This window comes from Nocardioides sp. CPCC 205120 (assembly GCF_048654585.1).
Taxonomy (GTDB): Bacteria; Actinomycetota; Actinomycetes; order Propionibacteriales; family Nocardioidaceae; genus Nocardioides.
Genome location: NZ_JBMCYY010000003.1, coordinates 223,022 through 247,943, shown reverse-complemented (window position 1 = coordinate 247,943; position 24,922 = coordinate 223,022). Strand labels below are relative to the sequence as shown.

The following is a 24,922-nucleotide window of genomic DNA, read 5'->3' as shown; positions in this document are numbered from 1 at the left end:
CCTCGCTCCCGCTCGACGCTGTACGTAACCTCGACGTGGATCATGTCATCCGCCCCCTACCGACACAGCCCCCTGCCGTGCCCGGGGGGCCGCCGGACCGGGCCGGCACCGTGTCGTCGTACCAGAGGAGAAGAGAGTCACCGTGTTCCGTCGCGCCCTGCGCCCGCTCACCACCGTCGCCGTCGCCGCCACCCTGGTCGTGACCGCCTCCGCCTGCGGGGGGACCGCCGACGAGGCCGGTCCGGAGGAGTCGACGTCGTCGAGCGGCTCGACCTCGGGCGGCGCCACCTCGGGCAGCGCGACGCCGGAGCCCGGCGTCGAGCCCGTGATGATCGACGTCGTCGTGGACGGTGACTCGGTCTCCCCGAACGCGAGCCGTGTCGAGGCCGCGGTCGGCCAGCCGATCGTGTTCCGCGTCTCCACCGACGTGCCGGCCGAGATCCACGGCCACACCGACCCCGAGTTCACGATCGACGCGCAGCCCGGCACCAGCGAGCACACCGTGACCATCGACCGGGCCGGCAGCTACGACGTCGAGCTGCACGACCCCGAGCGCCTGCTCGTGCGCGTCGACGTCCGCCCGTGACCCCGGACCCCGCCGACCAGGTCACCCTCGCCCACAGCGGGCTCGGCAACGCCGCCGACCTGCCGATCCCGCTCGAGGCGGTCGTCATCGGCTCGGTCGTGGCGCTGGCGGCGTCGTTCCTGGTGCTGGCGGTCGCGTGGCGCAGGCCGCGGTACGACGGGCCCGAGCCCGGCACGACGCGCATGCGGCCCTGGGCGCCGGGGGCGGTACGCCGGATCGGCGCCGTCGTCGACCACCCCGTCACGCGGGTGCTCGCCCGCCTGCTCGGGGCGGCGTTCTTCGGCTACATGATGTTCGCGCTCGTGGCCGGTCCCGACTACGCGACGAACCCCGGCCTCGGCATGTTCTACGTGCTGCTGTGGGTCGGCATCGTGCCGGCGTCGCTGTTCCTGGGCCGCTTCTACCGGGCCGTGAGCCCGGTGCGCACCATCAACGCCGGGCTGTCCCGGCTGGCCGGCACCGACCCCGAGCACGGGCTGCGCGACCTGCCGTCCTGGGTGGGCTACTGGCCGGCGGCGATCGGGCTCTACGCCTTCGTGTGGCTCGAGCTGGTCAGCACCAACGGCGTCGAGACGAGCGCCGTGCGGCTGTGGCTGGCGGCGTACTTCGCGCTGATGCTCGTCGGCGGCGCCGTCTTCGGCAACGTCTTCTACGAGCGCTGCGACCCGTTCGAGGCCTACTCGACGCTGGTCGCGCACGTGTCGGTCTGGGGCCGCGACGCCGACGGCACGCTGGTGGCGCGCAGCCCGCTCGCGAACCTGGCGACGCTGCGGCCCGCCGCCGGGCTGGTGGCGCTGGTGGCGGTGCTGTTCGGCAGCACGGCGTACGACTCCTTCCGCGAGTCGCTGCCGTTCGTGCGGTTCGTCAACACGAGCACGCTGGACTCCGACCTCATCCTCAACGTCACGCTGATCGGCGTCGTCGCGATCGTCGGCCTGCTGCTGACGCTGGCGTCCGTGGCCGTGCCGGCGCGCGAGGGCATCGGGCGCCGGGAGCTGCCGTCGCTGATGGCGCACTCGATCGCGCCGATCATCGTGGGGTACGTCGGGGCGCACTACCTGACCTACCTGCTCGAGTTCGGCCAGCAGGTCGTCATCTACATGAGCGACCCGCTCGCGCGGGGCTCGAACTGGCTGGGGACGGCGGACCTGCAGCCGTCGTACTTCCTCTCCGACAACATCGGGCTGCTCGCGTTCGTGCAGGTCTCCGGCGTGGTGGTCGGGCACATCGTGGCCGCGGTGGCGGCGCACGACCGGTCCCTGTCGGTGCTCCCGCGCCAGCACCAGCTGCTGGGTCAGCTGCCGATGCTGGGCGTGATGATCGCGTTCACCGGCGGCGGGCTCTACCTCCTCTTCGCCTCCTGACGGGCACCGCGGCCCCGGGTACGACGCCCGCGGCCGCGGCGGTCACGGCCCGGGCCAGCGGCCCGTCGCCCACGTCGAGCAGGGAGCGTCCCGTCACCAGCGCCCGGTCGGTGGCGGCGCGGTCGTCGGGCAGGAAGTGCAGCGACGCGGGCCGCACGAAGTCGGCGAGCATCGAGGTCACCTCGCGCTCCGACCAGCCGAGCGTGGACCGCATGCGGTTGACGACGACGTGCACCTCGCCGCGCCCCAGCTCGCGCAGGTCGGCCAGGCCGCGGGCGAGGCGGGTGAGCCCCACGGGGTCGGCCGTGCCGACCACCACGACCTCGTCGGCGATCTCGACCGCCGTGGTCGTCAGCTCGTTGCGGGCCGGGCCGACGGCGAACCCGCCGTCGTCGTGGTCGAGCGCGAAGCCGGTGTCGAGCACGACGTGACCCACCTCGCGGGCCAGGTCGACGAGCTGCTCCAGCGCCCCGGCGTCCACCTCCGCCCAGCGGTCGGCCCGCGGGAGGCCCGTGACCACGTGGAGGTGCCGGTCGAGCGACCGCACGGTGCCGAGCCAGCGCTCCTCGAGGTCGCCGGCGCCTGCGTGACGGGCCACGGCCAGCAGGCCCGAGACCTCGTCGAGCACGCCGAGGTGCTGGGCGACGGTGCCGCCCCACGGGTCGGCGTCGACGAGCAGGGTGGGCTCGCCCCGGTGGGCCAGCGCGGCCGCCAGGGCCGTGGCCACCGTCGTGCGCCCCGGCGCACCGGCCGGGCCCCAGACGGCGACGACCCGGCGCCGGGTGGCGGTCGTCTCGGGGGCGGGGTCCGGCGGGGCCTGGTCGTGGGGGCCGGGCGGGGCGAGCTGGGCAGCGGCCTGGGTGGAGGTCGAGGTGGGGTCGGCGGGCCGGTACGGCGACGCGGGCGGCGCCACGGGGCTCTGGCCGGGGCCGGGGGTACGCCGTACCGCCGTCGGGTCGGGCGGCGCGAGCACGGCCGCCACGAGGGCCGGGCCGTCGTCGGCCGGGACGAGGGAGCGGACGCCGAGGCGGGCCGCGCGGGCCCGCACCGTGTCGGGGCCACCCGTCTGGTGGGGCTCGACGACACCGACGGTGCGCACGCCGTGGCGCCGCAGGTGCTCGACCGCCGCGCCGTCGAGGCCGGGCGCCTCGAGGCCGACGAGGGCGACGTCGGCCTGGCCGAGCGTGGCGGAGGCGAGGAGGTCGTTGACGTCGACGCAGCGCCGGAGCACGGCGACGTCGTTGCGGTCGGCGAGCGCCGTGAGGGCGCCCTGCTCCCAGGCGGCGCCCGAGCCGACGACGAGGACGCAGATCACGGCTCAGCCCCGCTGGGCGACCGTGACGGTGCCGCTCGTCATGGCGGCGAGGGCGGGCCCGATGGCGTCGTGCTGGTCCTCCGGGACGGCGAGCACCAGCTGGCGGTCGGCGAGGCTGCCGATGCCGTCCTGCCCCGAGGGGGCCTCGACGACCCGGACCTCCTCGAGCAGCAGCACCGCGCCCGGCGCCGACGGGTCCGCGGCGCCCGTGCCCTGCTGGCCCTGCTGGCCCTGGCCGGGCTGGGTGGTCGTCGAGGTGCCGGTCGCGTCGATGGCCACCTCGGCGCCGGCCGCCCAGACGTCGACCACGCTGCCGGCGACGACACCGGGCGGCACGCGGGTCGCCTCGACCGCGACGGGCACGTGGCGCAGCCCCTCGTCCTCCCCCTCCCCCAGCGCCGCGGCGGGCAGCAGCTCACCGGCGCCGACGTCGCGGGTCAGTCGCGCGCCGTCCTCGGGCGCCTCGGAGGCGCGGAGGTAGGAGTCGAGCGACTCCCCGTCGCGGAAGCGCACGCGCACGGCCACGAGGTCGGCGCTCGAGAGCGTCGCCCCCGCCACGAGGTCGGCGTCGGCCGCCCAGACCTCGACCGTGTCGTCGGCCGAGCCGAGCACCCGCGCGCCCACCACGACGGAGACGGCGACGATGAGCAACCCCACCCACAGCCGCGGATCGCGCCAACCCGGCGCGGTCGCACGCGTCGCCCGCTGGGGAGGGACGGTCCCGAGATGTCCACTCACGCGGACATCATCACCACAACAGGCCCGTCCTCGCACGAGTCGATCCACAGGGTGGTGCGAGAGGGCGCGAGACGCTCACGTGCGTGACAAGTTCCGGGGGCGGGTGGGGGCTGGGGCCGTGGTTTCGAGGGCCGCCGGGGCGGCCACCTCAACCACCGGAGCGGGCCGCCGGGGCGGCCACCTCAACCACCGGAGCGGGCCGCTGGGGCGGCCACCTCAACCACCGGAGCGGGCCGCCACCGCCGGTGGTTGAGGTGGGTGCGCTAGCACCCCTCGAAACCACCACCCGGGTGGTTGAGGTGGGTGCGCCAGCACCCCTCGAAACCACCCGGGTCCGAGCGTGGTTTCGAGGGCCGCTGGGGCGGCCACCTCAACCACCGGAACAACGCGGCCACCTCGAACCACCGGGCCGCGGGGTCAGCCCAGGACGCCGAGGTGGTCGAGCAGGATGCGCAGGCCGATCAGCACGAGGATGACGCCGCCGACGAGCTCGGCCCAGGTGCCGAGGCGCTCGCCGACGCGGGAGCCGATGAAGACGGCGGCCAGCGACAGCGCGAAGGTGACGACGCCGATGATCACGACCGCCTCCATGACGGCCGCGACGCCCATGTCGAGCACGCCGAAGGTGACGCCGACGGCGGCGGCGTCGATCGACGTGGCCACGGCCAGGGGGATCACGAGGGCGAGCGTCAGCGGGGCGTACGCGGCGACGCCGCCTCCCGTCGTACCCGTGGCAGCGACCGCGCCGCCGGGCTCGTCCTCGTCGTCGTCGGAGAACGACTCCTTGATCATCAGCCCGCCGAGGACGGCCAGCAGGACGAACGCGATCCAGGGGGCGACGGCGCTCACGACGCCGGCGAACCAGAACGACAGCACCCAGCCGCCGAGCGGCATCACGGCCTGGAACAGGCCGAACGCCCCGGCCAGGAAGAGCGCGTCGCGCCAGCGGGGTCGGTACATCCGCAGGCCCTGCGCGACGGACACGGCGACGGCGTCCATGGCGAGGGCGAAGGCGAGCACGATGAGTTCGGCGATGGCCACCGAGGGGTTCCTCTCGTCGGGCTGGTCGAGGATCCGGGTACGCCGAGGCCTCGACCAGCATCAGCTGGTCGAAGGTCTCGTCCACCACCGGTTCCCCGCGTCCTGCGACGCGGGAGACCTCGGGCGGGACGGCCGGGTGACCACGTCGCCGCGGGCACCAGCATGTCGACCGTCCCTGCCGACGCGAGTCGGCCGGGCTACTCCCCTTCGACCCCGAACCCTAGGTCATCGCCGTAGTGTCGCAGCGAGCGGCTACGGTGAGCGCGATCACAGGCGGAGGGGACCCCGCGAGGGGTGGAGGAGGAACGCATGCGGTTGCACCTGACGGAGGAGGACGCGGCGTTCCGCGCCGAGCTCCGGGAGTTCTTCACGACGCAGGTCGACGAGGACATTCGCACGGCGATCCGCGACCGTGCCCACCTGACCCAGGAGCAGATCGTGCGCAGCCACCGCACGCTGCACGCGGCCGGCCTCGCCGTGCCGCACTGGCCGGAGGAATGGGGCGGCCGCGGCTGGAGCTCGCTGCGCCGCCACCTGTGGCACGAGGAGATGCAGCGCGCCTGCGTCCCGCCTCCGCTGGCCTTCAACACCTCGATGATCGGCCCGGTCATCGCCCAGTTCGGCAGCCAGGAGCAGAAGGAGCGCTTCCTGCCGGCCACGGCGAACCTCGACATCTGGTGGAGCCAGGGCTTCTCCGAGCCCAACGCCGGCTCCGACCTCGCCTCGCTGCGCACCTCCGCGGTGCTCGACGGCGACACGTGGGTCGTCAACGGCCAGAAGACGTGGACCACCCTGGGGCAGTACGGCGACTGGATCTTCACCCTCGTGCGCACCGACCCGACCGTGAAGAAGCAGGCGGGCATCTCGATGCTGCTCATCGACATGACGAGCCCCGGCGTCGAGGTCCGCCCGATCGAGCTCATCGACGGCAGCCACGAAGTCAACGAGGTCTGGTTCACCGACGTGCGCGTGCCCTCGGAGAACATGGTGGGCGAGGTCAACTCGGGCTGGACGCAGGCGAAGTTCCTGCTCGGCAACGAGCGCGTCGGCGTCGCCCCGGTGGGCGCCACCAAGCGGCTCCTCGCCCAGATCAAGGAGTGGGCGACCACGGTCTCCTCCCCCCACGGCACCCTGCTCGACGACCCGTTCGTCGCCGCCCGCATCGCCGAGCTCGAGAACGAGCTGACCGCCCTCGAGCTCACCGCGCTGCGCGTGGTCGCGCACTCGGCCGACGGCCGCCCGCACCCCGCCTCCTCGGTGCTCAAGCTGAAGGGCAGCGAGCTGCAGCAGGCGGTCTCCGAGCTCGCCATCGACGTCGCCGGCCCGGGCGCCCTGGCCTCCGGCGCCGACGACGAGACCAGCGACCTGCCCGCCTGGCAGCGGCGCGGCACCCCGGCGTACCTGAACCTGCGGAAGGCCTCCATCTACGGCGGCTCCAACGAGGTCCAGCGCCAGATCATCGCCGGCACCATCCTCGGGCTCTGACCCGCACGCGAGAGGACGAGACGTGGACTTCACCTACGACGAGGAGCAGGTCGCGCTGCGCGAGGCGGTGCGAGGGCTCCTCGGCCGGGCGTACGGCGACTTCGAGAACCGGCGCCGCGCCGTCGCGGGCGACCCGGGGTACGACGCGACGACCTGGGGCCGGATGGCCGAGATGGGGCTGCTGGCGCTGCCCTTCGCCGAGGACGACGGCGGCGTCGGGGCCGGCCCGATCGAGGTCGGCGTGGTGGCCGAGGAGATCGGCCGGGTGCTCGCGCCCGAGCCCTACCTCGCGGCCGTCGTGCTGGCGGGCGGCCTGGTCGCCGCGGTCGGCAGCGACGAGCAGCGCGCCGAGATCATCGGCGGCCTGGCCTCCGGCGAGCTCGTGCCCGCCCTGGCCCACGCCGAGCCGGCCGCCCGCTGGACCGACGAGGCCACCGCCGTCACCGCGCAGCAGTCGGGCGACGCCTGGACCCTGAGCGGGGTGAAGGAGCCGGTGCCGTTCGGCGCCTCCGCCGACCTCCTCCTCGTGACCGCGGCCCTGCCGGGCGGCGGCACCGGCGTGTTCGTCGTCGACCCGTCGGCCGACGGCGTCACCCGCGACGGGTACCGCACGCCCGACGGCGGCCGCGCCGCCCGGGTGCGCCTCGAGGGCGCGACGGGTACGCCGCTGGGCGAGGCCGGCGTCGACCGCACGGCCGCCGTCGCCGCGGCCCACGACGCCACCCGGGTCGCGGCCGCGCAGCAGGCGGTCGGGGCGATGCAGGTCGCGCTCGAGACGACGGCGGGGTACCTGAAGAGCCGCGAGCAGTTCGGCGTGCCGCTCAAGACGTTCCAGGCGCTCACCTTCCGCGCCGCGGACATGTACGTCGCGCTCGAGCTGGCACGCAGCCTCGCGCTCTGGGCGACGATGGTGCACGCCGACCCCGACGCCACCGCCGAGGAGAAGGCCGACGCCGCCCGCCGGGCCTGGGCCCAGACCTCCGGGGCCGGGCGCCACCTGGGCCAGGAGGCCATCCAGCTGCACGGCGGCATCGCCATGACGGCGGAGTACTCCACGGGCACCTACACGGCCCACCTCACGGCGCTCGACCACCTGCTGGGCGACGCCCGGCACCACCTCGGCCTGCTGGCGCTCGACGTCGCCGGCCACGGCGAGGTCGACCCGCTCCGCTGAACCACCCGCTCCGGTAGCCACCGATTCGTGGTGGCAGCGCCAGGCTTTCCGCGGCGCTGCCGCCACGAACTGCGTCCGGGCGGCAGTGGGCCGCTCAGCGCGGCAGCGGCACGACCCACTCCAGCAGCGTCCCGCCGCCCCGCTCGCTCATCACCCGCGCGGTGCCGCCGAGCGCCTCGGCGCGGCGCCGCACGTTGACGAGCCCGCTCTCGACCGCGTCGTCGAAGCCGACGCCGTCGTCGAGCAGGCGCAGCGCCACGATGTCGTCGTCGGCCTGCAGGTCGATCGTCACCGCGCTCGCCCCGGCGTGCCGCACCACGTTCGACAGGCCCTCGCGCAACGTCGCGAGCAGCTGGTCGGACTCGCGGGCCGGGACCGTCGTGTCGACGGGGCCGCGGACGTGCACCTCGGGGGTGAAGCCGAGCGCGTCGGCGTACTCGGCGGCGAGCTGCAGCACCTCGGCGCGCAGGGAGGTGCCCTGCAGCCGGCTGAGCTCGAAGATGGTCGTGCGGATGTCGCGGATCGTCTGGTCGAGGTCGCGCACCGCCGCGTCGAAGCGGGGGCGCGCGTCCGGCACGACCTGGCCCCGCAGGCCCTGCAGCTGCAGGCCGGTGGCGAAGATGCGCTGGATGACGACGTCGTGCAGGTCGCGGGCGATGCGGTCGCGGTCGGCGAGCACCATCAGCTCCTGGCGCTCCCCCACCGCGCGGATGCGGTCGATCGACGAGACGGCCTGCGACACGAACGACTCCAGCAGGTCGAGCTCCTCCTGCACGGGTGCGCGGTCCCCCGGTCGCAGCGCCACGCCCAGCACCAGCGGCTCGGCGATCTCGGAGCGGAACGGCACCAGCACGACCTCCGTGGTGCCCACGCGGGCCACGACGGAGCGGCGCGACCGGGTGGCGGCGTGCACGGCCTCGAAGACCGCGGCGCCGGGCGCCAGGTGCTCCGCGGGCACGAGGTGCTCCGTGCTCGACACGTCGTCCTCGGCCACCACGACGACGGAGTCCGCGACGAGCCGCACGAGCACCACCGACCGGGCGCGCAGCACCCAGCTGACCAGCTCGGTGACGTGCGCCAGGGCCGCCTCGGCCTCGATCGGGGGCTGCAGCAGCTCGGCGAGGCGCTGCGAGACCGTCAGCCACTCCGAGCGCCGCTCCGCCCGCTGCCGTGCCCCGGCGACCTCGAGCACGTGGGCGGCGCGGTCGGCCAGCCAGGCGAGCACCCGCTCGTCGTCCGCGGTGAACGGCTCCCGGTCGTCCTCGTCGCCGAGGTAGAGCATCCCCAGGCGGCGCCCGCGACGGTCGATCCCGACGCCGAGGAACCGCTCGATCGGCGGGTGACCGGGCGGGAAGAGGGTGGCCGACGGGTGGGCCGTGACGTCCTCGAGGCGCATCGGCCCCTCGGAGCGCAACAGGCTGCCGATGACCCCGCGACCGACGGGCAGGTCGCCGATCCGCTCCCGCTCCGGCTCGTCGAGGCCGTGCACGTGGAAGTCGCTGAGCCGGCCGTCGACGTCGAGCACGGTGAGGACGCCGTACCGGGCACCGATCAGCTCGCACGCGCCGACGACGACGTCCTGCAGCAGCACCGGGACCTCGCCGTCGTCGGTGAGCCGCTCGAGCAGGTCGAGGACGTACGGCAGCCGGTCGACGCCGACGATGCCGGTGATCGAGCGCGGGGTGGAGCCGGGGCTCGAGACCATGCCCGCCACCCTAGGTCGTGGGGCCGCACGCCGGGGCGCCCTGCCGCGCTGCCGGGTCGGTGCTGCGGGGGAAATAGGACGACCCGCAGGCGTGGCCCCTCGTGGGGGACCGTCTCCAGTAGGACAAGGTCTGGAGCGCCTGCGGGCCGGGTGACTGCCCTGTAGTGCCAGCGGCTGCGACGCCGCCGACTGCGTTCGCACCGACCGACACCTCGTCGACCGGGTCACGCAACTGGTGCGGAGCTGCTAGCGAGCAGCCACCTCACGCGTCCTGGAAGAACTCATTCTCCGGACCACCTCCTTTCCCGTGTGCCCCAGAACGTACGCCGGTGCCCGGGGGGTCTCAAGGGGTTTTCCGGCCCGTTCGCCGAGGGCGATCAGACGGCGACCAGACGGGGGTCACGGCGCCAGGCGCCGCACGGTCCAGCCGTCGCCGGAGCGCTCGTAGACGAGGCGGTCGTGCATCCGCCCGGTGCGGCCCTGCCAGAACTCGACGGCGTCGGGCACCACGTCGTACCCGCCCCAGCCGGGGGGCGCGGGCACGTCGTCGGTGTCCGCGAAGCGGCGCTCGGCCTCCTCGTAGGCCGCCGTCAGCTCGTCGCGGGAGGCGACCTCGGCGGACTGGTGCGAGGCCCACGCGCCGATGCGGGAGCCGCGGGGCCGGCGGGCGAAGTACTCCTCGACGTCCGCCCGCGGCACGGGTACGGCGTGCCCGTCGACCCGCACCTGCCGCTCCAGCTGGTGCCAGGGGAACAGCAGCGCGCAGCGGGGCTCGGCCGCGAGCCCGCGGCCCTTGCGGGAGCCCGTGTGGGTGAAGAAGCGGAAGCCGTGCGGGCCGAAGCCCTTGAGCAGCACGAAGCGCGACGACGGCGCGCCGTCGGGGTCGACGGTCGACACGACCATGGCGTTGGGCTCCCCGATCGCGGCGGAGGCGGCGTCGTCGTACCAGCGGGAGAACATCGACACGGGGTCCGGCGTCAGGTCGCCCTCGGCGAGCCCGCCGCTCGCGTAGTCCTCGCGCAGGTCGGCCAGGTCCCTCTCGTCGCTCATGCCCGCCACGGTACGGCGGACCACCGCTCGGACGCCCCCGTGGCGGGGCCGCGGAGCGCGCGGGCACAATGCGACGCGGCACACACGCCGCAGCACCGAGACGTGAAACGCGAGAACCGCGCCGACGAAGGAGTCGCCCCATGACCGAGGTCCACCACGGCTTGGAAGGCGTCGTCGCCTTCGAGACCGAGATCGCCGAGCCCGACAAGGAGGGCTCCGCGCTCCGGTACCGCGGGGTCGACATCGAGGACATCGTCGGCCGCGTGCCGTTCGAGAACGTGTGGGGCCTGCTCATCGACGGCGCCTACACCCCCGGCCTGCCGCCGGCGGAGGCCTACAACCTGCCGGTGCACACGGGCGACGTGCGCGTCGACGTGCAGGCGGCCATCGCGATGCTCGCGCCGGCGTTCGGCTTCGGCCAGACCTACGACATCAGCGACGAGCAGGCGCGGGACGACCTGGCGCGGGTGGCGGTCATGGTGCTGTCGTACGCCGCGCAGTCGGCGCGCGGGCTGCACCAGCCCGTCGTGCCCCAGAAGGCCGTCGACGAGGGCGCGACCCTGGCCGAGAAGTTCCTCATCCGCTGGAAGGGCGAGGCCGACCCGGCGCACGTCAAGGCGATCGACGCCTACTGGTCGTCCGCGGCGGAGCACGGCATGAACGCCTCGACGTTCACCGCCCGCGTCATCACCTCGACGGGCGCCGACGTGGCGGCCGCGTTCTCCGGCGCGATCGGCGCGATGAGCGGCCCGCTGCACGGCGGCGCCCCCTCCCGGGTGCTCGGCATGATCGAGCAGGTGGAGCGCCGCGGGGACGCGCGCGCCTACGTCAAGGAGCTGCTCGACGGCGGCGAGCGCCTCATGGGCTTCGGCCACCGCGTCTACCGTGCCGAGGACCCCCGCGCGCGGGTGCTGCGTCGTACCGCCCGCGAGCTCGACGCCCCGCGCTACGAGGTCGCCGAGGCCCTGGAGCAGGCGGCGCTGGCCGAGCTGCGCGAGCGTCGTCCCGACCGCGTGCTGGAGACGAACGTCGAGTTCTGGGCCGCGATCGTGCTCGACTTCGCCGAGGTGCCGGCGCCGATGTTCACGTCGATGTTCACCTGCGCCCGCACGGGCGGCTGGTCGGCGCACATCCTGGAGCAGAAGCGCACGGGCCGCCTGATCCGCCCGTCCGCGGTCTACACGGGCCCCTCCGCCCGCCCCGCCGACGCGGTGGACGGCTGGCAGGAGGCCTGGGGCGCCTGAGCCCTCTCCCCTCCTTCAGGAGCGGGTACGACGACGGGCGGGCCGGCAGCGATCGCTGCGGGCCCGCCCGTCCGTCGTACCGGGGCCTCAGCCCGTCGGTGGGCGGCTCAGCCGGTGTACCAGCTCGTGAGGCCGCGCGCGCCGGCCCAGCTGAGCGAGACGTGCACGTGGTCGACGTGGCGCAGCGTCGGCGAGCAGCCCGCGACGGTCGTGCAGTTCGCGTGCAGGTAGGGCTTCACCTGGAAGCCGTTCCAGGCCGACCAGATGCGGTCGTTCCAGATGACGTACATGACGCCCTGGCGCCGCGCGCGGGCCGCGACGGCGCCCGAGGAGTCGGTGGCCTGCAGCTCGGCGAGGAAGCGGTAGAACGCCTGGCGCTGGTTGGCGTTGCGGGCGTCGAGGTTCCAGTCGAGCGCGCGGCTCTCCTTGTGCTCCGAGCGACCGCCCGAGCTGCAGGCGCGGGTGATGCCGATGATGCGGCCGCCGTAGCGGGCGGTCAGCTGGCTCGAGTACGCCTGCATGCCGGGCATGATCCGCGACGTGCAGCCGGTCTGCGGCTCGTAGCGGGCGAAGGGGTCGACGGGCGAGGCGGCGCGGGCGTCGGCCGTCGTCGGCTGGGGGCCGATGACGGCGACGAGGGCGAGCAGGACGGCGCCGACGATCGTGAGCAGGCGCGGGTGACGCAGGGTCATGGGGGATCTCCTCCGGGTGGGACCGGGATAGACGTCGGCCCGACGGATCGCGACCTGAGCACCCGTTCGGGTGGTTTCCGGCGAGCCGGGCGTCCGCTCCGGCTAACCTGCGCGGCGTGAGTGCTCCGACCTGGACCCGGGAGGCCTCCGTGCGGGCCGTGTGGGCCCGCACCGGCGAGTCGGCCGAGTGGATCGCCGCCCGGCTCGACGACCTGGTCCGGCGGGCGAGCGCCCTGACCGGTGTGCAGGAGTGGCGCCTGTCCGACGACTCCGCGTGGCGGGGCGACCCCACCGAGCTCGCGGCCCTCGTGCGGCGCCACCCGGCAGGGGCCGACCCGGCCGAGGGCTTCGTGCTGTCCGTCGCCGGGACCGGCCCCGACGAGGTCCACCTGAACCTGCTCGTGAGCGCCGGCGCCACGCACGTCGGTAGCCGCGAGCCGGCGCACCACCTCCTCCTGAGCACGCGCCCGCTGGGCGAGCACGGGCTCGACGTCGCCGTCGGCGACGGGCTGTGCCGAGCGGTCGCGGAGGCGTGGGAGCCCGCGGCGGTGAAGCTCACCAGCCGCGAGGTCAACCGCACCGCACGGCGTGGGGGGTGGCTGGCGCCGGTCGGTCACCGGGTGTGGCTCCACCGCGACGTCGCACCCCACGTCACCCCGGCCGCGAGCGTCACCGCGGAGGCCGTCGGGCAGGGCACGCTGCTCGCCGTCCCCGACGACTGGGAGGCACCGCAGGTGGTCGAGGCCGTCCTCGCGACCTACGAGGCCTCGGGCGTCGACACCATCCCCCACTGAGGGCCCCTCAGCCCTCCGCCGCCCCCGGATGCGGTACGACGCGCGTCGTCGCCGCGAGGTAGGCCCGGCCGCGCGGGGAGAGGTCGTAGCCCACGTCGAAGCTCTGCGTGAGCCCGAGCCCCTTGAGCTTGCGGACGTCGATCTTGAACGGGTCGCGCTCGCGCCCGACCTCCGCGGCGAGGTCGGGGGCGCGGGTGTGGGGGCGGCGGCGTACCAGGTCGAGGGTCTGCATCGTCCACGGCCCGTGGCTGCTGGCGCGGTCGAGCCGCTCGAGGCGGCGGTCGATGTCGGCGACGTCCTCGGCGGTGAGGTCGGCGGACTCGCGCAGCGCGATGCGGGGGTCCTCCCCCGCCCACTCCACGCCGACGCGGTAGACGGCGGGTTCGCCGGCCCCGGGGCGGGCGGCCTCCTCGACGGGTCGCAGGCGGCGGCGCAGCTCGTCGGGGTCGCGGAAGCCGGCGGCGCGGGCCTCGTCGGGGGTGATCACGTCCTCGTCGACGACGTCGACGCTGGTGACCCGCACGACGCCGGCGGAGGTGCGGAACTGCGAGCCGACGCGCACGTCGGGGCGCGCCCACCGGCGGAACGCGAGCGTCACCGAGCCGTCGGCGACGCCCTGGGCGACCTTCGGCGGGAGGCGCACGGGTTCAGCCCGCCTGCTCCAGCGGGCGCAGCCGCCGGCCGAGGTGCACCGACTCCGGGGCGCACTTGTAGTGCCCGTACGGCGTGACGGGGCCGTAGCCCGCCGCCGTGTAGAGCGCGATCGCGGTCGGCTGCATCGTGCCGGTCTCGAGCACGAGGGAGTCGAACCCGGCGGCGACGGCGTCGCGCTCGAGGTGGGCGAGCATCTGCTTGGACAGCCCGCGGCCGCGGTGGGAGGGCACGACGTACATGCGCTTGATCTCGGCGATCCGCCCCAACCCCGGCTCGTCGAGGTCGAGGTGGGAGCGCCAGGCGCCGGTGGCGACGGGCACCTGGGCGCCGTCCTCCTCGACGTACCCGACGAAGAAGCTGCCGGTCGGCGGCTCGAACATCTCGGGCTCGAGCGGGGTCTCGTCGGGGCCGCCGTAGAGGGCGCGGTACTCGTCCTGCACCTGGTCGATCAGCTGCCGCGCGTGCTCGTGGCCGTAGCCCACCCGCTCGACCCGCAGACCGCTCATCCCTCGTCCTCCTCGCCGTCCCCGATCCCGCCGGTGGGAGACTAGCCGGGTGACCCGCGCGCTCGAGATCCCCGCCGACCTGCTGCCCGCCGACGGACGTTTCGGCTCCGGCCCGTCGAAGGTGGCGCAGTCGTCGCTCGACGCGCTGGCGGCGTCGGGGCGCTCGCTGATGGGTACGTCGCACCGCCAGGCCCCGGTCAAGGACCTGGTCGCGCGAGTGCAGGACGGGCTCGCCGACCTGTTCACGCTGCCCGACGGCTACCGGGTGGTGCTGGGCCTGGGCGGGTCGACGGCGTTCTGGGACGTCGCGACGTTCTCGCTGGTGCGCGAGCGCAGCGCGCACGGCGTCTTCGGCGAGTTCGGCGGCAAGTTCGCCACCGCCAGCGCCGACGCGCCGTGGCTGGCCGATCCGGTCGTCGCGCGCGCCGAGCCGGGCTCGCTGGCGGTGCCCGAGGCGGTCGCCGGCGTCGACTTCTACGCGTGGCCGCACAACGAGACCTCGACGGGCGTCATGGCGCCGGTACGCCGCGTGCCCGGCGCCGACGCGGACGCGCTCGTCGTCGTCGACGGCACCTCGGCCGCTGGCGGCGCGGCCGTGGACCTGCGCGAGACGGACGTCTACTACTTCGCGCCGCAGAAGGGCTTCGCCGCCGACGGCGGCCTGTGGTTCGCGCTGATGTCGCCCGCCGCGCTCGCGCGGGTCGACGAGGTCAAGGCGTCGGGGCGCTTCATCCCGGCGTTCCTCGACCTGGCGACCGCGGTCGAGAACTCGGCGAAGCAGCAGACGCTCAACACCCCGGCGATCGCGACGCTGTTCCTCATGGAGCGCCAGCTCGCCTGGATGCTCGCCGAGGGCGGGCTCGACGCGATGGCGGCGCGCACCGCCGCGTCCTCGGCCGCGCTCTACGGCTGGGCCGAGGCGTCGTCGTACGCCACCCCGTTCGTCACCGACCCGGCGATCCGCTCGCAGGTCGTCGGCACGATCGATCTGGCGGCGTCGGGTTCGGAGGCCGTCGACGCGGCCCAGGTCGCGACGGTGCTGCGCGCCAACGGCGTCGTCGACGTCGACCCCTACCGCAAGCTGGGCCGCAACCAGCTGCGCGTCGCGATGTTCCCGGCGATCGACCCCGGTGACGTCGAGGCGCTGACGCGCTGCGTCGACTGGGTCGTCGAGCGCATCTGAGGTCCCGGCCGGCCCGCCCGTTGACGCCTGCCTCCACCTGCCCCGCCCGGCCCGGTCACCCGGGCGCCCGCAGGAGCCGGCCCGTGGTGGCGCCTCGCACCGTGCGTGCCGCCACCGTGGCCCACGCGCCGAGGAGGGCGAGGTAGAAGGCGACCGCGGCGACCGCGAGGAAGTGCGCGCCGGTGGTGACGGCCAGCGCCGACGTCCCCGTGACGACGGTGCCCACCGGGAAGGTGAAGGACCACCACGTCATCGTGAACGGCAGGCCCGAGCGTGCGGCGCGGAGCGTGACGGCGGTCGCCAGGGCGACCCACAGCAGGGCGAACCCCCACACGGGCGCACCGTAGACGAGGCCCACGGCCTCGAAGGCCTCGCCGTACGGCGCTGGGTACACCTGCAGCGCCGTCGCCCCGAGCGTGTGCGCCGCGGTGATCGACTGGCCGAGCGGGCCGAGCACGATCCAGAGCGTCGGCACGGCCGCTGCCGCCCCGACCTTGTGGTGCACCAAGCGGCTCCAGATCGTCGTGATCACGACCAGGCTGGCGATCAGGGTGAGCCCGAACATCATCGAGCACGCCAGCTGCAGGGACAGCTGCCACTGGCCGACGGGCAGGTGGGGCAGCAGGAGAGGGCCGGTGGCTGCGCTGACCATGGGCGGCACGACCGGCATGAGCCAGCCGCCGAAGGCCGCGTCCGGGGTCACGGCATGACGGGTGAAGGCCCGGTACGGGACGACCACCGCGGTGAGGAGACCGAGCAGCGTGCCGGCGCTCCACAGCACGGCGTCGACGCCGATCGCGGCGGCCCGACCGACGAGGGGTTGACCGACCAGCAGGGCACCCGCCCCGACGGTCATCAGCGCCATGGCCGGCGCGCCGTAGAAGTGCGCCATCACCGGGTCGTCGAGGTGCTCCCGCGCGGTGCGCGGGTGGCGCGCCCAGTGGATCGCGGTCGCCGTGCCGACCGCGACGAGCAGGAGCACCGCGAGCGCCCACACGATGCGGGCGAAGACCTCCAGCCCCGCGACCTCGACCGGGAGCGTCGCCGCCGCGTTCGCGACGATGCCGGTCCCCATCACCGACGCGAACCAGTTGGGCCCGACGTACCCGAAGACGGGTTGGCCGTGCAGCTCGGACAGGAGGCGACTGCGGACCCTCCGGGGCAGCTCGGTGGTGGTGGCGGCTCGCGTGGTCATGCGTCCACCCTGGAAGTCCCCGTCCGGGGCCGGTAGCCCGTGCGGCGTTGTGCCCCCACAAGCCGACCTTGTGACCGCGTACCGTTACGCCGTGTCCTCCCGTCACCTGCCCGACCTCGATGGACTACGGCTGCTGGTGGGCATCGCCCGGCACGGCAGCATCGGCGGCACCGCGCGAGCGGCCGGCATCAGCCAGCAGGCGGCCTCCGAGCGGCTGCGGGCGATGGAGGCCCTCACCGGCCTCACGCTCGTCCGGCGCGGGGCGCGTGGGTCGGAGCTCACCCAGGCCGGCGTCGTCGTGGCGGAGTGGGCCTCGCGGCTGCTCGACGTGGCCGACGAGGTGGGGGTCGCCATCGAGGGACTGCGCGGCGACCGTGGCCGGGAGCTCTCCGTCTGGGCGAGCATGACGATCGCCGAGAGCCTCCTCCCCCGGTGGCTGGTGCTGCTCCGCCAACGGCAGCAGGGGGAGGGGCATCGTCCCGCGGCGGTCAGCCTGACCGCTGTGAACAGCCGCGAGGTCGTCACCGGCGTCCGCGAGGGCGCGGCCGACGTGGGCTTCGTCGAGGGGGTCGACGCGCCGACCGGGGTGCGGTCGGTGACGGTCGCCGAGGACGACCTCGTCCTGGTCACGTCCGCCGGCTCGCCGCTCGCTCGTCGACGGACCCCCCTGACCCCGGTCGAGGTCGCTGGGCTCGCGCTGACCAGCCGCGAGCACGGCTCGGGAACCCGCGAGGTCCTGGAGATCGCCCTCGCCCGGCACGGCCTGGCTCCCGTCGAGCCGGAGGTGGAGCTCACCACCGCCACGGCCGTCCGTGAGGCGGTCATCGCCGGCAGCGGGCCGGCGTTCCTGAGCCGCCGCGTCGTCGCGCGCGACGTCGAGTCCGGCAGCCTGGACGTGGTAGCGGTCCGGGACCTGGACCTGCGGCGGTTCTTCCGTGCCGTCTGGGTCGGCAGCAAGAACCCGCCGCCCGGCGCGGTGCGCGACCTCGTGGCGATCGCGCGCACCTCGAGCGCCACCTAGGCCGGCGACGCCGGCCCGCAGCCGCGGGCACAATGACGCCATGAGGGCGGCCCGCTCAGACCCGCAGGACGACGTCGTCTTCATCGTCTTCGACGGCATGAAGATGCTCGACGTCACCGGCCCGGCGGAGGTCTTCGCCGAGGCCAACCGGCTCGGGGCCACCTACCGTCTCTCGTACGTCTCGGTCGACGGCGCGCCCGTGACGACGTCCGTCGGCACCCTGTTCCCCGTCGACGGGGACAGCGGCGCGCTGCCGACGGGCGGCACCGCGGTCGTCTCCGGCGGGGACGTGCTGGTCGGCACGCCGATCCCGCCCGGTCTCACCGACATGGTGCGGACGCTGGGGGGACGGGCGCACCGCATCGTGTCGATCTGCACGGGCTCGTTCATCCTGGCGGCGGCCGGTCTCCTCGACGGCCGGCGGGCGACGACGCACTGGCGCCACGCCGATCTCCTGGCTCGCGCCTACCCACGTGTCGCCGTCGAGGCGGACGCCCTGTTCGTGCGGGACGGCGACACGTTCACCTCGGCGGGGGTCTCCGCAGGCATCGACCTCGCCCTGGCGCTGGTCGAGGAGGACCACGGGGCGGACCTCGCTCGTGAGGTCGCGCGCGACCTGGTGGTCTTCATGCAACGTCCCGGCGGCCAGTCCCAGTTCTCCGCGCCCCTGCAGATCCGTCCGCCCAGGACCCCGCAGCTGCGCGCCGTGCTCGAGCTGGTCAACGCGCAACCCGCGCTCGCCCACACGGCCACGTCCATGGCGCGGGAGGCCGGGGTGAGCCCGCGCCACCTCTCGCGCTTGTTCGCCGCCGAGCTGCAGACGACGCCGGCGAAGTTCGTCGAGCGAGCGCGGATCAGCCACGCCCAGGTCATGCTCGACGCGGGCCACCCGGTGGAGGAGACGGCGCGCCATGCCGGGTTCGGGAGCACGGAGACGATGCGGCGGGCCTTCCTCGCCAGACTGGGGGTCACCCCCAGCGACTACCGGTCGCGCTTCGCGACGACCCGCACCTCGCGCCGAGGAGCGGACCGGATGTCCGGATCCGAGGGCTGACGGTCCGTCCTCGTCCGGACGTCACCGGCCGGCACGGGTCCACGATCGGACGGTCCCGGGCGCACGGCCCGGTCTCTTGGAGGAGGAAGCATGACTGCGACGATCGCGGGGATCCAGGTCCCCGACAGCCCGATGGCCAGGGAGGCGACGAGCCTCGTCCGCGAGGCGGCCGACGACGTGCTCTTCGACCACTCGCGGAGGGTCTTCCTCTGGGGCAGCCTCAAGGCACGCGCGCGCGGCATCGCGGTCGATCCCGAGCTCGCCTACGTCGGTGGACTCTTCCACGACCTCGGTCTCACCGAGACCTACCGGACGAAGCACCAGCGCTTCGAGATCGACGGCGCCGACGCGGCTCGCTCGTTCCTTCTCGACCACGGCCGCTCCGCCGCGGAGGCGCAGGAGGTGTGGCTCGCCATCGCCCTCCACACCACCCCCGAGGTCCCGCTCGGGCTGCCGGGGAACGTGGCCGTGGTGACGCTCGGCGTCGAGACCGACGTCCTCGGCCTGGACCTCCACGAGATCACCGACGACGAGCGGGAGGCGGTGACCGCTGCCCACCCGCGCCCCGACTTCAAGCGCCGGATCCTCCAGCACTTCTACGACGGCATGGCCGACCGCCCCGACACGACCTTCGGGACGATGAACGACGACGTGCTGGCCCACTTCGACGCGACCTTCGAGCGCGGCGACTTCGTCGGCGTGATCCTCGGCAGCTCCTGGCCCGAGTAGGTCCCGTCCCCGGTCGTCGCGCCCGCCACGCACGGCTCGACCCACCTGGCACGAGGCCACGCTCGTGCCAGGTGGGCCGCGGGGGCCGCGGGGGCCGTCGCCGACCGGTTCAGAGTCGCGCGGCGAGCCGTTGGAGGAGGTCCGGGACGCGCGCCAGGAGGGCTTGCTCGTCCGCATCGAGCTCGGTGGCGATGGCTGTCGCGAGGAGCGAACGCCGGCGCCCGAGCTCGTCTCGCAGGGTGCGGTGTCCCTCGTCGGTCAGTCCCACCAGGCGCGCGCGCCGGTCCCGGGGGTCCGGCGTGCGCTCGACCAGGCCCGCGCGTTCGAGCTCCACCACAGCGGTCTGCATCGACTGGTGCCTGACCTTGCGACGTTGGGCGAGCTCGGCCACGGTCAGGCTCCCCTCGCGCAGCAGGAACCCCAACGTCTGAGACTGGGCCTCCGGCATGGCGTCGGCGTGAGCACGGCTCGCTCGGACGAGCGCGCCGATCGACGCACGCAGCCGTTCCCCCAGGTCGTCGTCGTCCACGGAGGCAGTGTAACGAACGAAACACAGTCAATCTGTACAGGTCACCTGTATGCTTTGGCTCATGACCACCACCGAGCTCACCAAGTACGCGCACGCCTGCCTGACCTTGTCCCGCGGAGGACGGACCCTTCTCCTCGACCCCGGCGTCTTCACCCCGGAGGCTTCCGCGCTCCTGGGCGTGGCCGACGCGGTGCTCGTGACGCACGACCACCCCGACCACCTCGACGTCGACGCCGTGACCACCGCCCTCCGTGCCCGTCCCCGGCTACGCCTCCACGGTCCTGCGGCGCTCGCGGCGTCCCTGGACGACGACCTCGTCGACCGCCTGACCGTCGTGCAGCCGGGCGAGCGCCTCGACGTCGCCGGCTTCGACGTCCGGGTCTTCGGGGGCGACCACGCCCCCATCCACCAGGACATGCCGCCGATGGCCAACGTCGGATTCCTGATCGAGGGCGTCTGCCACCCGGGCGACTCCTACGAGCACCCGCCCGAGCAGGTGGACACCCTGCTCCTGCCCACTAGCGGTCCCTGGACCTCGGTCGGGCAGGCCGTGGACTTCGTCCGAGCCGTGGCACCGCGCAGGACGATCCAGATCCACGACGGCATGCTGAACGACGTGGGCCGCGGCTCCGTCGCGGGGTTCCTCGGAGCGGAGGGTCTGACCGGGGTCCCGCTGCTGACGCTGTCGTCCGGCGAGACCGTCAGCGTCTGAGGTCGGCCTGCGGGTCCGCACCTGCGCCCGAACGCGGACGCGGCGGGTTTCGGAGCACTGGATCGCCGTCACCCCTGAACGCGCGCGACGCAGCCGCCCACCCCGGGCGGGGCGAGCGGCTGCGTCGCGGACGAGGTACGGCGGGACTCAGCTGTCCTGCGTCGGGGCACCCTCGGGCGGCGTGCCGCCACCGGGGGGCGTGCCGCCGCCCATGCCGCCGCCCATGCCCGTCGACTCCTGCTGGGTGGCGCTGCCGGCGTAGTCGTTGGTCGGGTCGCGGTAGATGGTGTGGACGTGGCCCCAGCCCGACGTGGTGACGCCGTCGACGTCGGCGCCGGCGGAGCCCTGCTGGGCGGCAAACTCGACGTACGCCTTCGGGCCGGAGATCTGGAAGTAGATGCCGTCGCCCTGCGTCATGTCGTAGACGGTGGCGCCCGACCAGTTCACGTAGGTCTCGTCGAGGGTCGCCTCGATCTCGGCGAGCGCGGTCGCGGTGGTCTCCTCGTCGGCGAGGCCGACCCAGTTGGCGATGACGTCGAGCAGCAGCTGCTTCTGCTCGTCGGTGAGGTCGGCGCCGGAGAGGCCGGTGCCGGTGGGGTAGCTGCAGGTGCTGCCGGGCGCGCACACCATCGCGGCGAGCGACTCGCCCTGGTAGAGCGCGGCCTGCTGCTCCTCGGTGAGGCTGTCGTAGAACGCGAACGCGGTCTCGTAGATCGTCCCGAACGGCTGCACCTCCTCGCCGTCCTCGTTCGTGTACACCGCCGGCTGCACCCCGAGGTGGGTGGGCGCGAACGTGATGGCGTCGGTGCTGCCGTCGAGGGTGGCGTTGATGCCGAGGTGGTGGCCGCCGAACTGCACCTCGAAGGCGCTGGTGTCGGACGGCTCGCCGAACAGCGCGATGTAGTACTGCCCCAGCGACTCCTCGGTGCTGCTGCTGTTGTCGAGGAGGTACTGGTCGCCCGCCATGATCCCGGTGACCGTCGCGTAGCCCTCGTCGCTGAGCAGGGCCTCGAGCACCTCCATCGCCGCGACCTGCTGCTCCTCGGTGAGGTCGGCCAGGTTGAGGCCGGCGCGCTCGACGAAGGTGACCGGGAAGTTCGACCACGACGTCGTCTTGGTCTCGTCGTCGTAGTCGTAGAGCACCTGCTCGCGCTGCTCCTCGGACAGCGTCGCGAGGAACGCCTCAGCGGCCGCGGCGGTGTCGGTGATCGTCGCGGCGGTCGTCGTGGCGTCGACGGTCGACGTCGTACCGGCGACCGCAGCCGCCGAGGACGCAGCGGACGACGTGCCCGTCGCGGACGAGGTGGTGCCGCCGGCGCACCCGCTGAGGGTGAGGCCGATCGAGAGGGTGGCGGCCGCGATCCAGCGGGCGGTACGGCGGGGGCGCGGGGCGGCGGTCGCGCCGCCGGGTCGGGTGTTCTCGCTCATGACGGGGACGTTAGGAACCGAGCCTGTTCGTTCCCTGTGCGTCGTCTTTGCGTCCGCCACGAGCCCCGGCTCAGCTCAGTCGTCGGGCACAAAGTCCACCTCGATCAACGCGGCGGACGCCTCGAACCAGAGCGACGCCCCGGTGAGGACGAGCCAGAACGTCCACGCGTCGTCCCAGTCGAACAGCCCGACTTGCCACCGATCGCCGTCCTCCCCGTCGAGCCCGTCCGACAGGTCGCGCCACGCCCGGATGTGCACGTCCTCGAAGGTGTAGGTCACCCCCCGGGCCCCCGTCCGCCAGGCGGGATCGATCTCGAACTTCAGGGTCAGCCGCCCTGCGGACGGCTCGAACCGCACCTCCGTGCATCGAGCTTCGTGAAGTCGTACGTACGTTCCGGGCCGTGGCTCGAACTCGTAGAGGGAGTCGCCCCGGACGTCGGTCGCGTCCCACGCGATCCCCGCGACTTCTGCGCGCTCCCCGGTCCTCTTCCTCACCGGCACCGCTGGCCCGCCGAGGAGGAGGCCGTCCTTCAACTGGCGGGGTCCTGCCGCGAACCGGGGCCATCTGAGTCTGGGCATCACGAATCTCCTCCGCTCCGGGCCGCAGCCCGCCCTCCGCTCGGAGAACCGAGCAGGCTAGCCCACGCGGCGCTAGCCTGCGGCGATGCGGGCCGTCAGCGTCGTCCACGTCATGGCGGAGTACATCGCCTCGCCCCTCTGGGACCGCACCCCGGGCGGCCCGGGCGGCGACATCGAGCTCGACGAGCTGCCGATCAGTTCCGACCTCGCCGCCGCCCTCGAGGCGTGGAACGACGAGTTCAGCGCCGCGCCCGAGCTCGAGTTCGAGGTCGACCGGGTGGCGGGTTCATGGCGCTGGTGGAACGACGGTCTGCACCTCGCCCGCCGGCTCCAGGGCGAGCTGGGCTCCGAGGTCGAGGTCATCTATTTCCACGAGGAGCCCCCGCGCCGCTGACGCGCGTTGTGCTCTAACGCGGCGTCGAGCCAGAACCGCAGGCCGTCGTCGGTGGCCACCGCCTCGTCGTCGACGGCGATCCATCCCTCGCCCATCGACCGCCCGGCGCCCATCTCGGCCCGGCGGGCTCCGTCCACCTGCACGAGGTCGGCGTCCCGGTCACCGGAGACGCGCACGAGGAGCGCCCCTCCCCCGCTCGAGACGCAGACCACCATCTTGTCGGCGACCATGAACGCGAGGCCGCCGAACATCTTCACCTCGCGGACGTCCGTCTCGCCCGCCAGGGCACCGCGGACGCGGTCCGCGAGCTGCGCGTCGTACGCCATGTCGTCCTCCTCCGTCGTCAGCCGAGGACTCAGGCGATCCGGTCCCGCAGCGCCGCGACGCCGTCGCCGCCGAGGTGGTCGAGCGCCGCCGTACGACCGGTGATCGCCAGCAGCAGCGCCTCCGCGCTTCCCCGCACGACGGGGCCGTCACCGTGCGCCCAGTCGAGATCGTCCGCCTCGAACCGCAGCCCGTCGGCAGCACCCTTGGGCACGAAGCTGCCGTGCTGGGTGACGGTCAGGAACTCTAGCGTCGCGGTCAGCCGCTCCCCCGGTACGTCGCGCGCCAGCCCGAGCGGCCAGCGGATGTCGAGGCCGTGCACGATCAGGTCGGTGAGTGGTGCCTCCGGTCCCAGCCCGGGCGGAGTGAAGCGGGACTCGGCCCGGTCGCGCAGCACCCCCGCGAGCTCGGCCAGCGGCCGGCGGGCCTGCTCGCGGGCCAACCGCACGTTCGCCCGGTCGAAGCTCCCGCGGGCGGCCACCATGGCGACCGCGAACTTCGGGATGCTGACCTCGAGCGGGACGACCAGGTGGGCGGCCACCTCGTGCACGCTCCACTGCTCGCACAGGCTCGGGGTGCGCTGCTGCTCGTCCGTCAGGCCCGTCAGCAGGGCGGCGAGGGCCCGCCGCTCGTCGGCGATCGCCGCGAAGGTGTCCACGCGGACATCGTGGCGGCTGGGCCCGGCGCCGTCCACGTGTCGCGGTCCGGCGCGCCGTACCTCTCCGCTTGACGATCGACCCCGGCGGGCGGAAGCGTTGCCCCCGGTCGGTTGAGCGGCAGCCGGGGGTGACGGGGGTACGTGATGGTGCGCAGGACGTGGACGGCAGCGGCTCTGGTGGCGGCGGTCGCGGGACTCGGCTGGGCCCCCTCCGCCAGCGGCGCGGCCGCGGCCCCCACGATCGCGTTCGCGGACGCCCGCGGCGACGTGACCCTCGACCCGTACGCCAGCTCCGGCCCGTCGTTCACTCCGCGCATCGACCCGGCCGCCGTGGACCTGCACCGGGTCACGGTGACCTCGACGTCGCAGACCATCTTCGTGCGCATCGACCTGAAGAAGTTCTACGGCGCGGCGAAGGTCGCGAACCGCCAGCAGGGCGCCCAGTCCGTCGTCGTGGACCTGTACGACGGCACGTCCGCGTTCCTCACCGGCACCGCCATCTGGGAGGTCGGCGCCCGCCCGCAGGTCACCGCCACCATCTCCGAGCGCGACGGCGTCTGCCGGACCCCGGCCACCGCCACCACGTCGACCACCGACGGCTGGATCCTGCTGCGCCTGCCCGCCGCCTGCGTGCGCCCGGGCGCCACGCTGCGCGGCGTCGAGGTGCAGGCCTCGCAGGTGCTGGAGCAGCGCAACGGCGCCGGCACGGTCACCTCGCGGCGCGTGTACGGCGACGCGGCCACCTCGCCGGGACTCTGAGGGCGGGCG

General features: G+C 74.1%; 27 protein-coding genes. 13 read left to right on the top strand and 14 right to left on the bottom strand.

Features of this window, described 5'->3' with window-relative positions:
• Positions 1–142: 142 nt before the first annotated feature.
• Together ACOACO_RS17005 and ACOACO_RS17000 are read left to right on the top strand one after the other, a co-directional pair.
• Positions 143–586: a hypothetical protein gene (locus ACOACO_RS17005; RefSeq protein WP_420297478.1), complete on the top strand. Its 444-nt coding sequence runs from the start codon at positions 143–145 to the stop codon at positions 584–586.
• Positions 583–1,950 carry a hypothetical protein gene (locus tag ACOACO_RS17000; RefSeq protein ID WP_420297477.1) on the top strand — a complete coding sequence of 456 codons (1,368 nt, stop codon included), beginning with the start codon at positions 583–585 and terminating at the stop codon, positions 1,948–1,950. Before ACOACO_RS17005 ends, ACOACO_RS17000 begins: the two co-directional genes overlap by 4 nt.
• Here the strand turns inward: ACOACO_RS17000 and ACOACO_RS16995 are convergent.
• From ACOACO_RS16995 to ACOACO_RS16985, 3 genes are all read right to left on the bottom strand, one after another.
• Positions 1,913–3,265 (bottom strand): AAA family ATPase, encoded by a 1,353-nt coding sequence (locus ACOACO_RS16995; RefSeq protein ID WP_420297476.1) that lies wholly within the window; start codon positions 3,263–3,265, stop codon positions 1,913–1,915. The two genes, ACOACO_RS17000 and ACOACO_RS16995, sit on opposite strands and share 38 nt — an antisense overlap.
• A 3-nt stretch (positions 3,266–3,268) precedes the next feature.
• Positions 3,269–3,922 carry a hypothetical protein gene (locus ACOACO_RS16990; RefSeq protein WP_420297475.1) on the bottom strand — a complete coding sequence of 218 codons (654 nt, stop codon included), beginning with the start codon at positions 3,920–3,922 and terminating at the stop codon, positions 3,269–3,271.
• A gap of 498 nt (positions 3,923–4,420) precedes the next feature.
• A complete protein-coding gene (locus ACOACO_RS16985) occupies positions 4,421–5,044 on the bottom strand; it encodes a manganese efflux pump MntP family protein (protein ID WP_420297474.1) in 624 nt (207 codons plus the stop codon).
• Positions 5,045–5,353: 309 nt separating this feature from the next.
• On the opposite strand from ACOACO_RS16985, the gene ACOACO_RS16980 reads away from it, so the two are divergent.
• Both ACOACO_RS16980 and ACOACO_RS16975 read left to right on the top strand, forming a co-directional pair.
• A complete protein-coding gene (locus ACOACO_RS16980; protein ID WP_420297473.1) occupies positions 5,354–6,529 on the top strand; it encodes an acyl-CoA dehydrogenase family protein in 1,176 nt (391 codons plus the stop codon).
• 22 nt (positions 6,530–6,551) lie between these two features.
• A complete protein-coding gene (locus ACOACO_RS16975; RefSeq protein WP_420297472.1) occupies positions 6,552–7,703 on the top strand; it encodes an acyl-CoA dehydrogenase family protein in 1,152 nt (383 codons plus the stop codon).
• A gap of 94 nt (positions 7,704–7,797) precedes the next feature.
• Here the strand turns inward: ACOACO_RS16975 and ACOACO_RS16970 are convergent, their stop codons facing one another.
• Positions 7,798–9,408: a GAF domain-containing protein gene (locus tag ACOACO_RS16970; protein WP_420297471.1), complete on the bottom strand. Its 1,611-nt coding sequence runs from the start codon at positions 9,406–9,408 to the stop codon at positions 7,798–7,800.
• A 399-nt stretch (positions 9,409–9,807) separates the two neighbouring features.
• Positions 9,808–10,458 carry a pyridoxamine 5'-phosphate oxidase gene (pdxH, locus tag ACOACO_RS16965; RefSeq protein WP_420297470.1) on the bottom strand — a complete coding sequence of 217 codons (651 nt, stop codon included), beginning with the start codon at positions 10,456–10,458 and terminating at the stop codon, positions 9,808–9,810.
• 140 nt (positions 10,459–10,598) lie between these two features.
• On the opposite strand from pdxH, the gene ACOACO_RS16960 reads away from it, so the two are divergent.
• The gene (locus ACOACO_RS16960; RefSeq protein ID WP_420297469.1) at positions 10,599–11,702 is read left to right on the top strand and encodes a citrate synthase 2; all 1,104 of its coding nucleotides are present in this window, start codon (positions 10,599–10,601) and stop codon (positions 11,700–11,702) included.
• A 107-nt stretch (positions 11,703–11,809) separates the two neighbouring features.
• On the opposite strand, the gene ACOACO_RS16955 is transcribed toward ACOACO_RS16960, so the two are convergent.
• A complete protein-coding gene (locus tag ACOACO_RS16955) occupies positions 11,810–12,394 on the bottom strand; it encodes a hypothetical protein (protein ID WP_420297468.1) in 585 nt (194 codons plus the stop codon).
• A 116-nt stretch (positions 12,395–12,510) separates the two neighbouring features.
• Here ACOACO_RS16955 and ACOACO_RS16950 point away from each other — a divergent pair, with 116 nt between their 5' ends.
• The gene (locus ACOACO_RS16950) at positions 12,511–13,188 is read left to right on the top strand and encodes a hypothetical protein (RefSeq protein WP_420297467.1); all 678 of its coding nucleotides are present in this window, start codon (positions 12,511–12,513) and stop codon (positions 13,186–13,188) included.
• 7 nt (positions 13,189–13,195) lie between these two features.
• Here the strand turns inward: ACOACO_RS16950 and ACOACO_RS16945 are convergent, their stop codons facing one another.
• Both ACOACO_RS16945 and ACOACO_RS16940 read right to left on the bottom strand, forming a co-directional pair.
• Positions 13,196–13,831 (bottom strand): hypothetical protein, encoded by a 636-nt coding sequence (locus tag ACOACO_RS16945; RefSeq protein WP_420297466.1) that lies wholly within the window; start codon positions 13,829–13,831, stop codon positions 13,196–13,198.
• A 4-nt stretch (positions 13,832–13,835) separates the two neighbouring features.
• Complete coding sequence (locus tag ACOACO_RS16940) at positions 13,836–14,348, bottom strand: GNAT family N-acetyltransferase (protein ID WP_420297465.1); 513 nt, start codon at positions 14,346–14,348, stop codon at positions 13,836–13,838.
• Between the two features lie 49 nt (positions 14,349–14,397).
• On the opposite strand from ACOACO_RS16940, the gene serC reads away from it, so the two are divergent.
• On the top strand, positions 14,398–15,531 hold the full coding sequence (gene serC, locus ACOACO_RS16935; RefSeq protein ID WP_420297464.1) for a phosphoserine transaminase: 1,134 nt from the start codon (positions 14,398–14,400) through the stop codon (positions 15,529–15,531).
• A gap of 55 nt (positions 15,532–15,586) precedes the next feature.
• Here the strand turns inward: serC and ACOACO_RS16930 are convergent, their stop codons facing one another.
• The gene (locus ACOACO_RS16930; RefSeq protein WP_420297463.1) at positions 15,587–16,726 is read right to left on the bottom strand and encodes a TDT family transporter; all 1,140 of its coding nucleotides are present in this window, start codon (positions 16,724–16,726) and stop codon (positions 15,587–15,589) included.
• 91 nt (positions 16,727–16,817) lie between these two features.
• Between ACOACO_RS16930 and ACOACO_RS16925 the strand changes: the two genes are divergently transcribed.
• From ACOACO_RS16925 to ACOACO_RS16915, 3 genes are all read left to right on the top strand, one after another.
• Positions 16,818–17,747 carry a LysR family transcriptional regulator gene (locus ACOACO_RS16925; protein ID WP_420297462.1) on the top strand — a complete coding sequence of 310 codons (930 nt, stop codon included), beginning with the start codon at positions 16,818–16,820 and terminating at the stop codon, positions 17,745–17,747.
• Positions 17,748–17,787: 40 nt separating this feature from the next.
• A complete protein-coding gene (locus tag ACOACO_RS16920; protein WP_420297461.1) occupies positions 17,788–18,801 on the top strand; it encodes a GlxA family transcriptional regulator in 1,014 nt (337 codons plus the stop codon).
• Positions 18,802–18,891: 90 nt separating this feature from the next.
• Entirely contained in the window at positions 18,892–19,530 is a 639-nt protein-coding gene (locus tag ACOACO_RS16915) for an HD domain-containing protein (protein WP_420297460.1), read from the top strand.
• A gap of 109 nt (positions 19,531–19,639) precedes the next feature.
• On the opposite strand, the gene ACOACO_RS16910 is transcribed toward ACOACO_RS16915, so the two are convergent.
• A complete protein-coding gene (locus ACOACO_RS16910; RefSeq protein ID WP_420297459.1) occupies positions 19,640–20,059 on the bottom strand; it encodes a MarR family winged helix-turn-helix transcriptional regulator in 420 nt (139 codons plus the stop codon).
• 61 nt (positions 20,060–20,120) lie between these two features.
• On the opposite strand from ACOACO_RS16910, the gene ACOACO_RS16905 reads away from it, so the two are divergent.
• Positions 20,121–20,771: an MBL fold metallo-hydrolase gene (locus ACOACO_RS16905; protein ID WP_420297458.1), complete on the top strand. Its 651-nt coding sequence runs from the start codon at positions 20,121–20,123 to the stop codon at positions 20,769–20,771.
• A gap of 147 nt (positions 20,772–20,918) precedes the next feature.
• On the opposite strand, the gene ACOACO_RS16900 is transcribed toward ACOACO_RS16905, so the two are convergent.
• Positions 20,919–22,199, bottom strand: coding sequence for a DUF3500 domain-containing protein (locus tag ACOACO_RS16900; RefSeq protein ID WP_420297457.1), 1,281 nt, complete (start codon positions 22,197–22,199; stop codon positions 20,919–20,921).
• A 75-nt stretch (positions 22,200–22,274) separates the two neighbouring features.
• The gene (locus ACOACO_RS16895) at positions 22,275–22,556 is read right to left on the bottom strand and encodes a hypothetical protein (protein WP_420297456.1); all 282 of its coding nucleotides are present in this window, start codon (positions 22,554–22,556) and stop codon (positions 22,275–22,277) included.
• 307 nt (positions 22,557–22,863) lie between these two features.
• On the opposite strand from ACOACO_RS16895, the gene ACOACO_RS16890 reads away from it, so the two are divergent.
• On the top strand, positions 22,864–23,172 hold the full coding sequence (locus ACOACO_RS16890; protein ID WP_420297455.1) for a hypothetical protein: 309 nt from the start codon (positions 22,864–22,866) through the stop codon (positions 23,170–23,172).
• On the opposite strand, the gene ACOACO_RS16885 is transcribed toward ACOACO_RS16890, so the two are convergent.
• Together ACOACO_RS16885 and ACOACO_RS16880 are read right to left on the bottom strand one after the other, a co-directional pair.
• Positions 23,142–23,498 (bottom strand): TfoX/Sxy family protein, encoded by a 357-nt coding sequence (locus ACOACO_RS16885; RefSeq protein WP_420297454.1) that lies wholly within the window; start codon positions 23,496–23,498, stop codon positions 23,142–23,144. The genes ACOACO_RS16890 and ACOACO_RS16885 overlap by 31 nt on opposite strands.
• Before the next feature lie 29 nt (positions 23,499–23,527).
• Entirely contained in the window at positions 23,528–24,154 is a 627-nt protein-coding gene (locus ACOACO_RS16880) for a maleylpyruvate isomerase family mycothiol-dependent enzyme (protein ID WP_420297453.1), read from the bottom strand.
• Positions 24,155–24,298: 144 nt separating this feature from the next.
• Between ACOACO_RS16880 and ACOACO_RS16875 the strand changes: the two genes are divergently transcribed.
• Positions 24,299–24,913: a hypothetical protein gene (locus ACOACO_RS16875; protein ID WP_420297452.1), complete on the top strand. Its 615-nt coding sequence runs from the start codon at positions 24,299–24,301 to the stop codon at positions 24,911–24,913.
• Positions 24,914–24,922 lie beyond the last annotated feature (9 nt).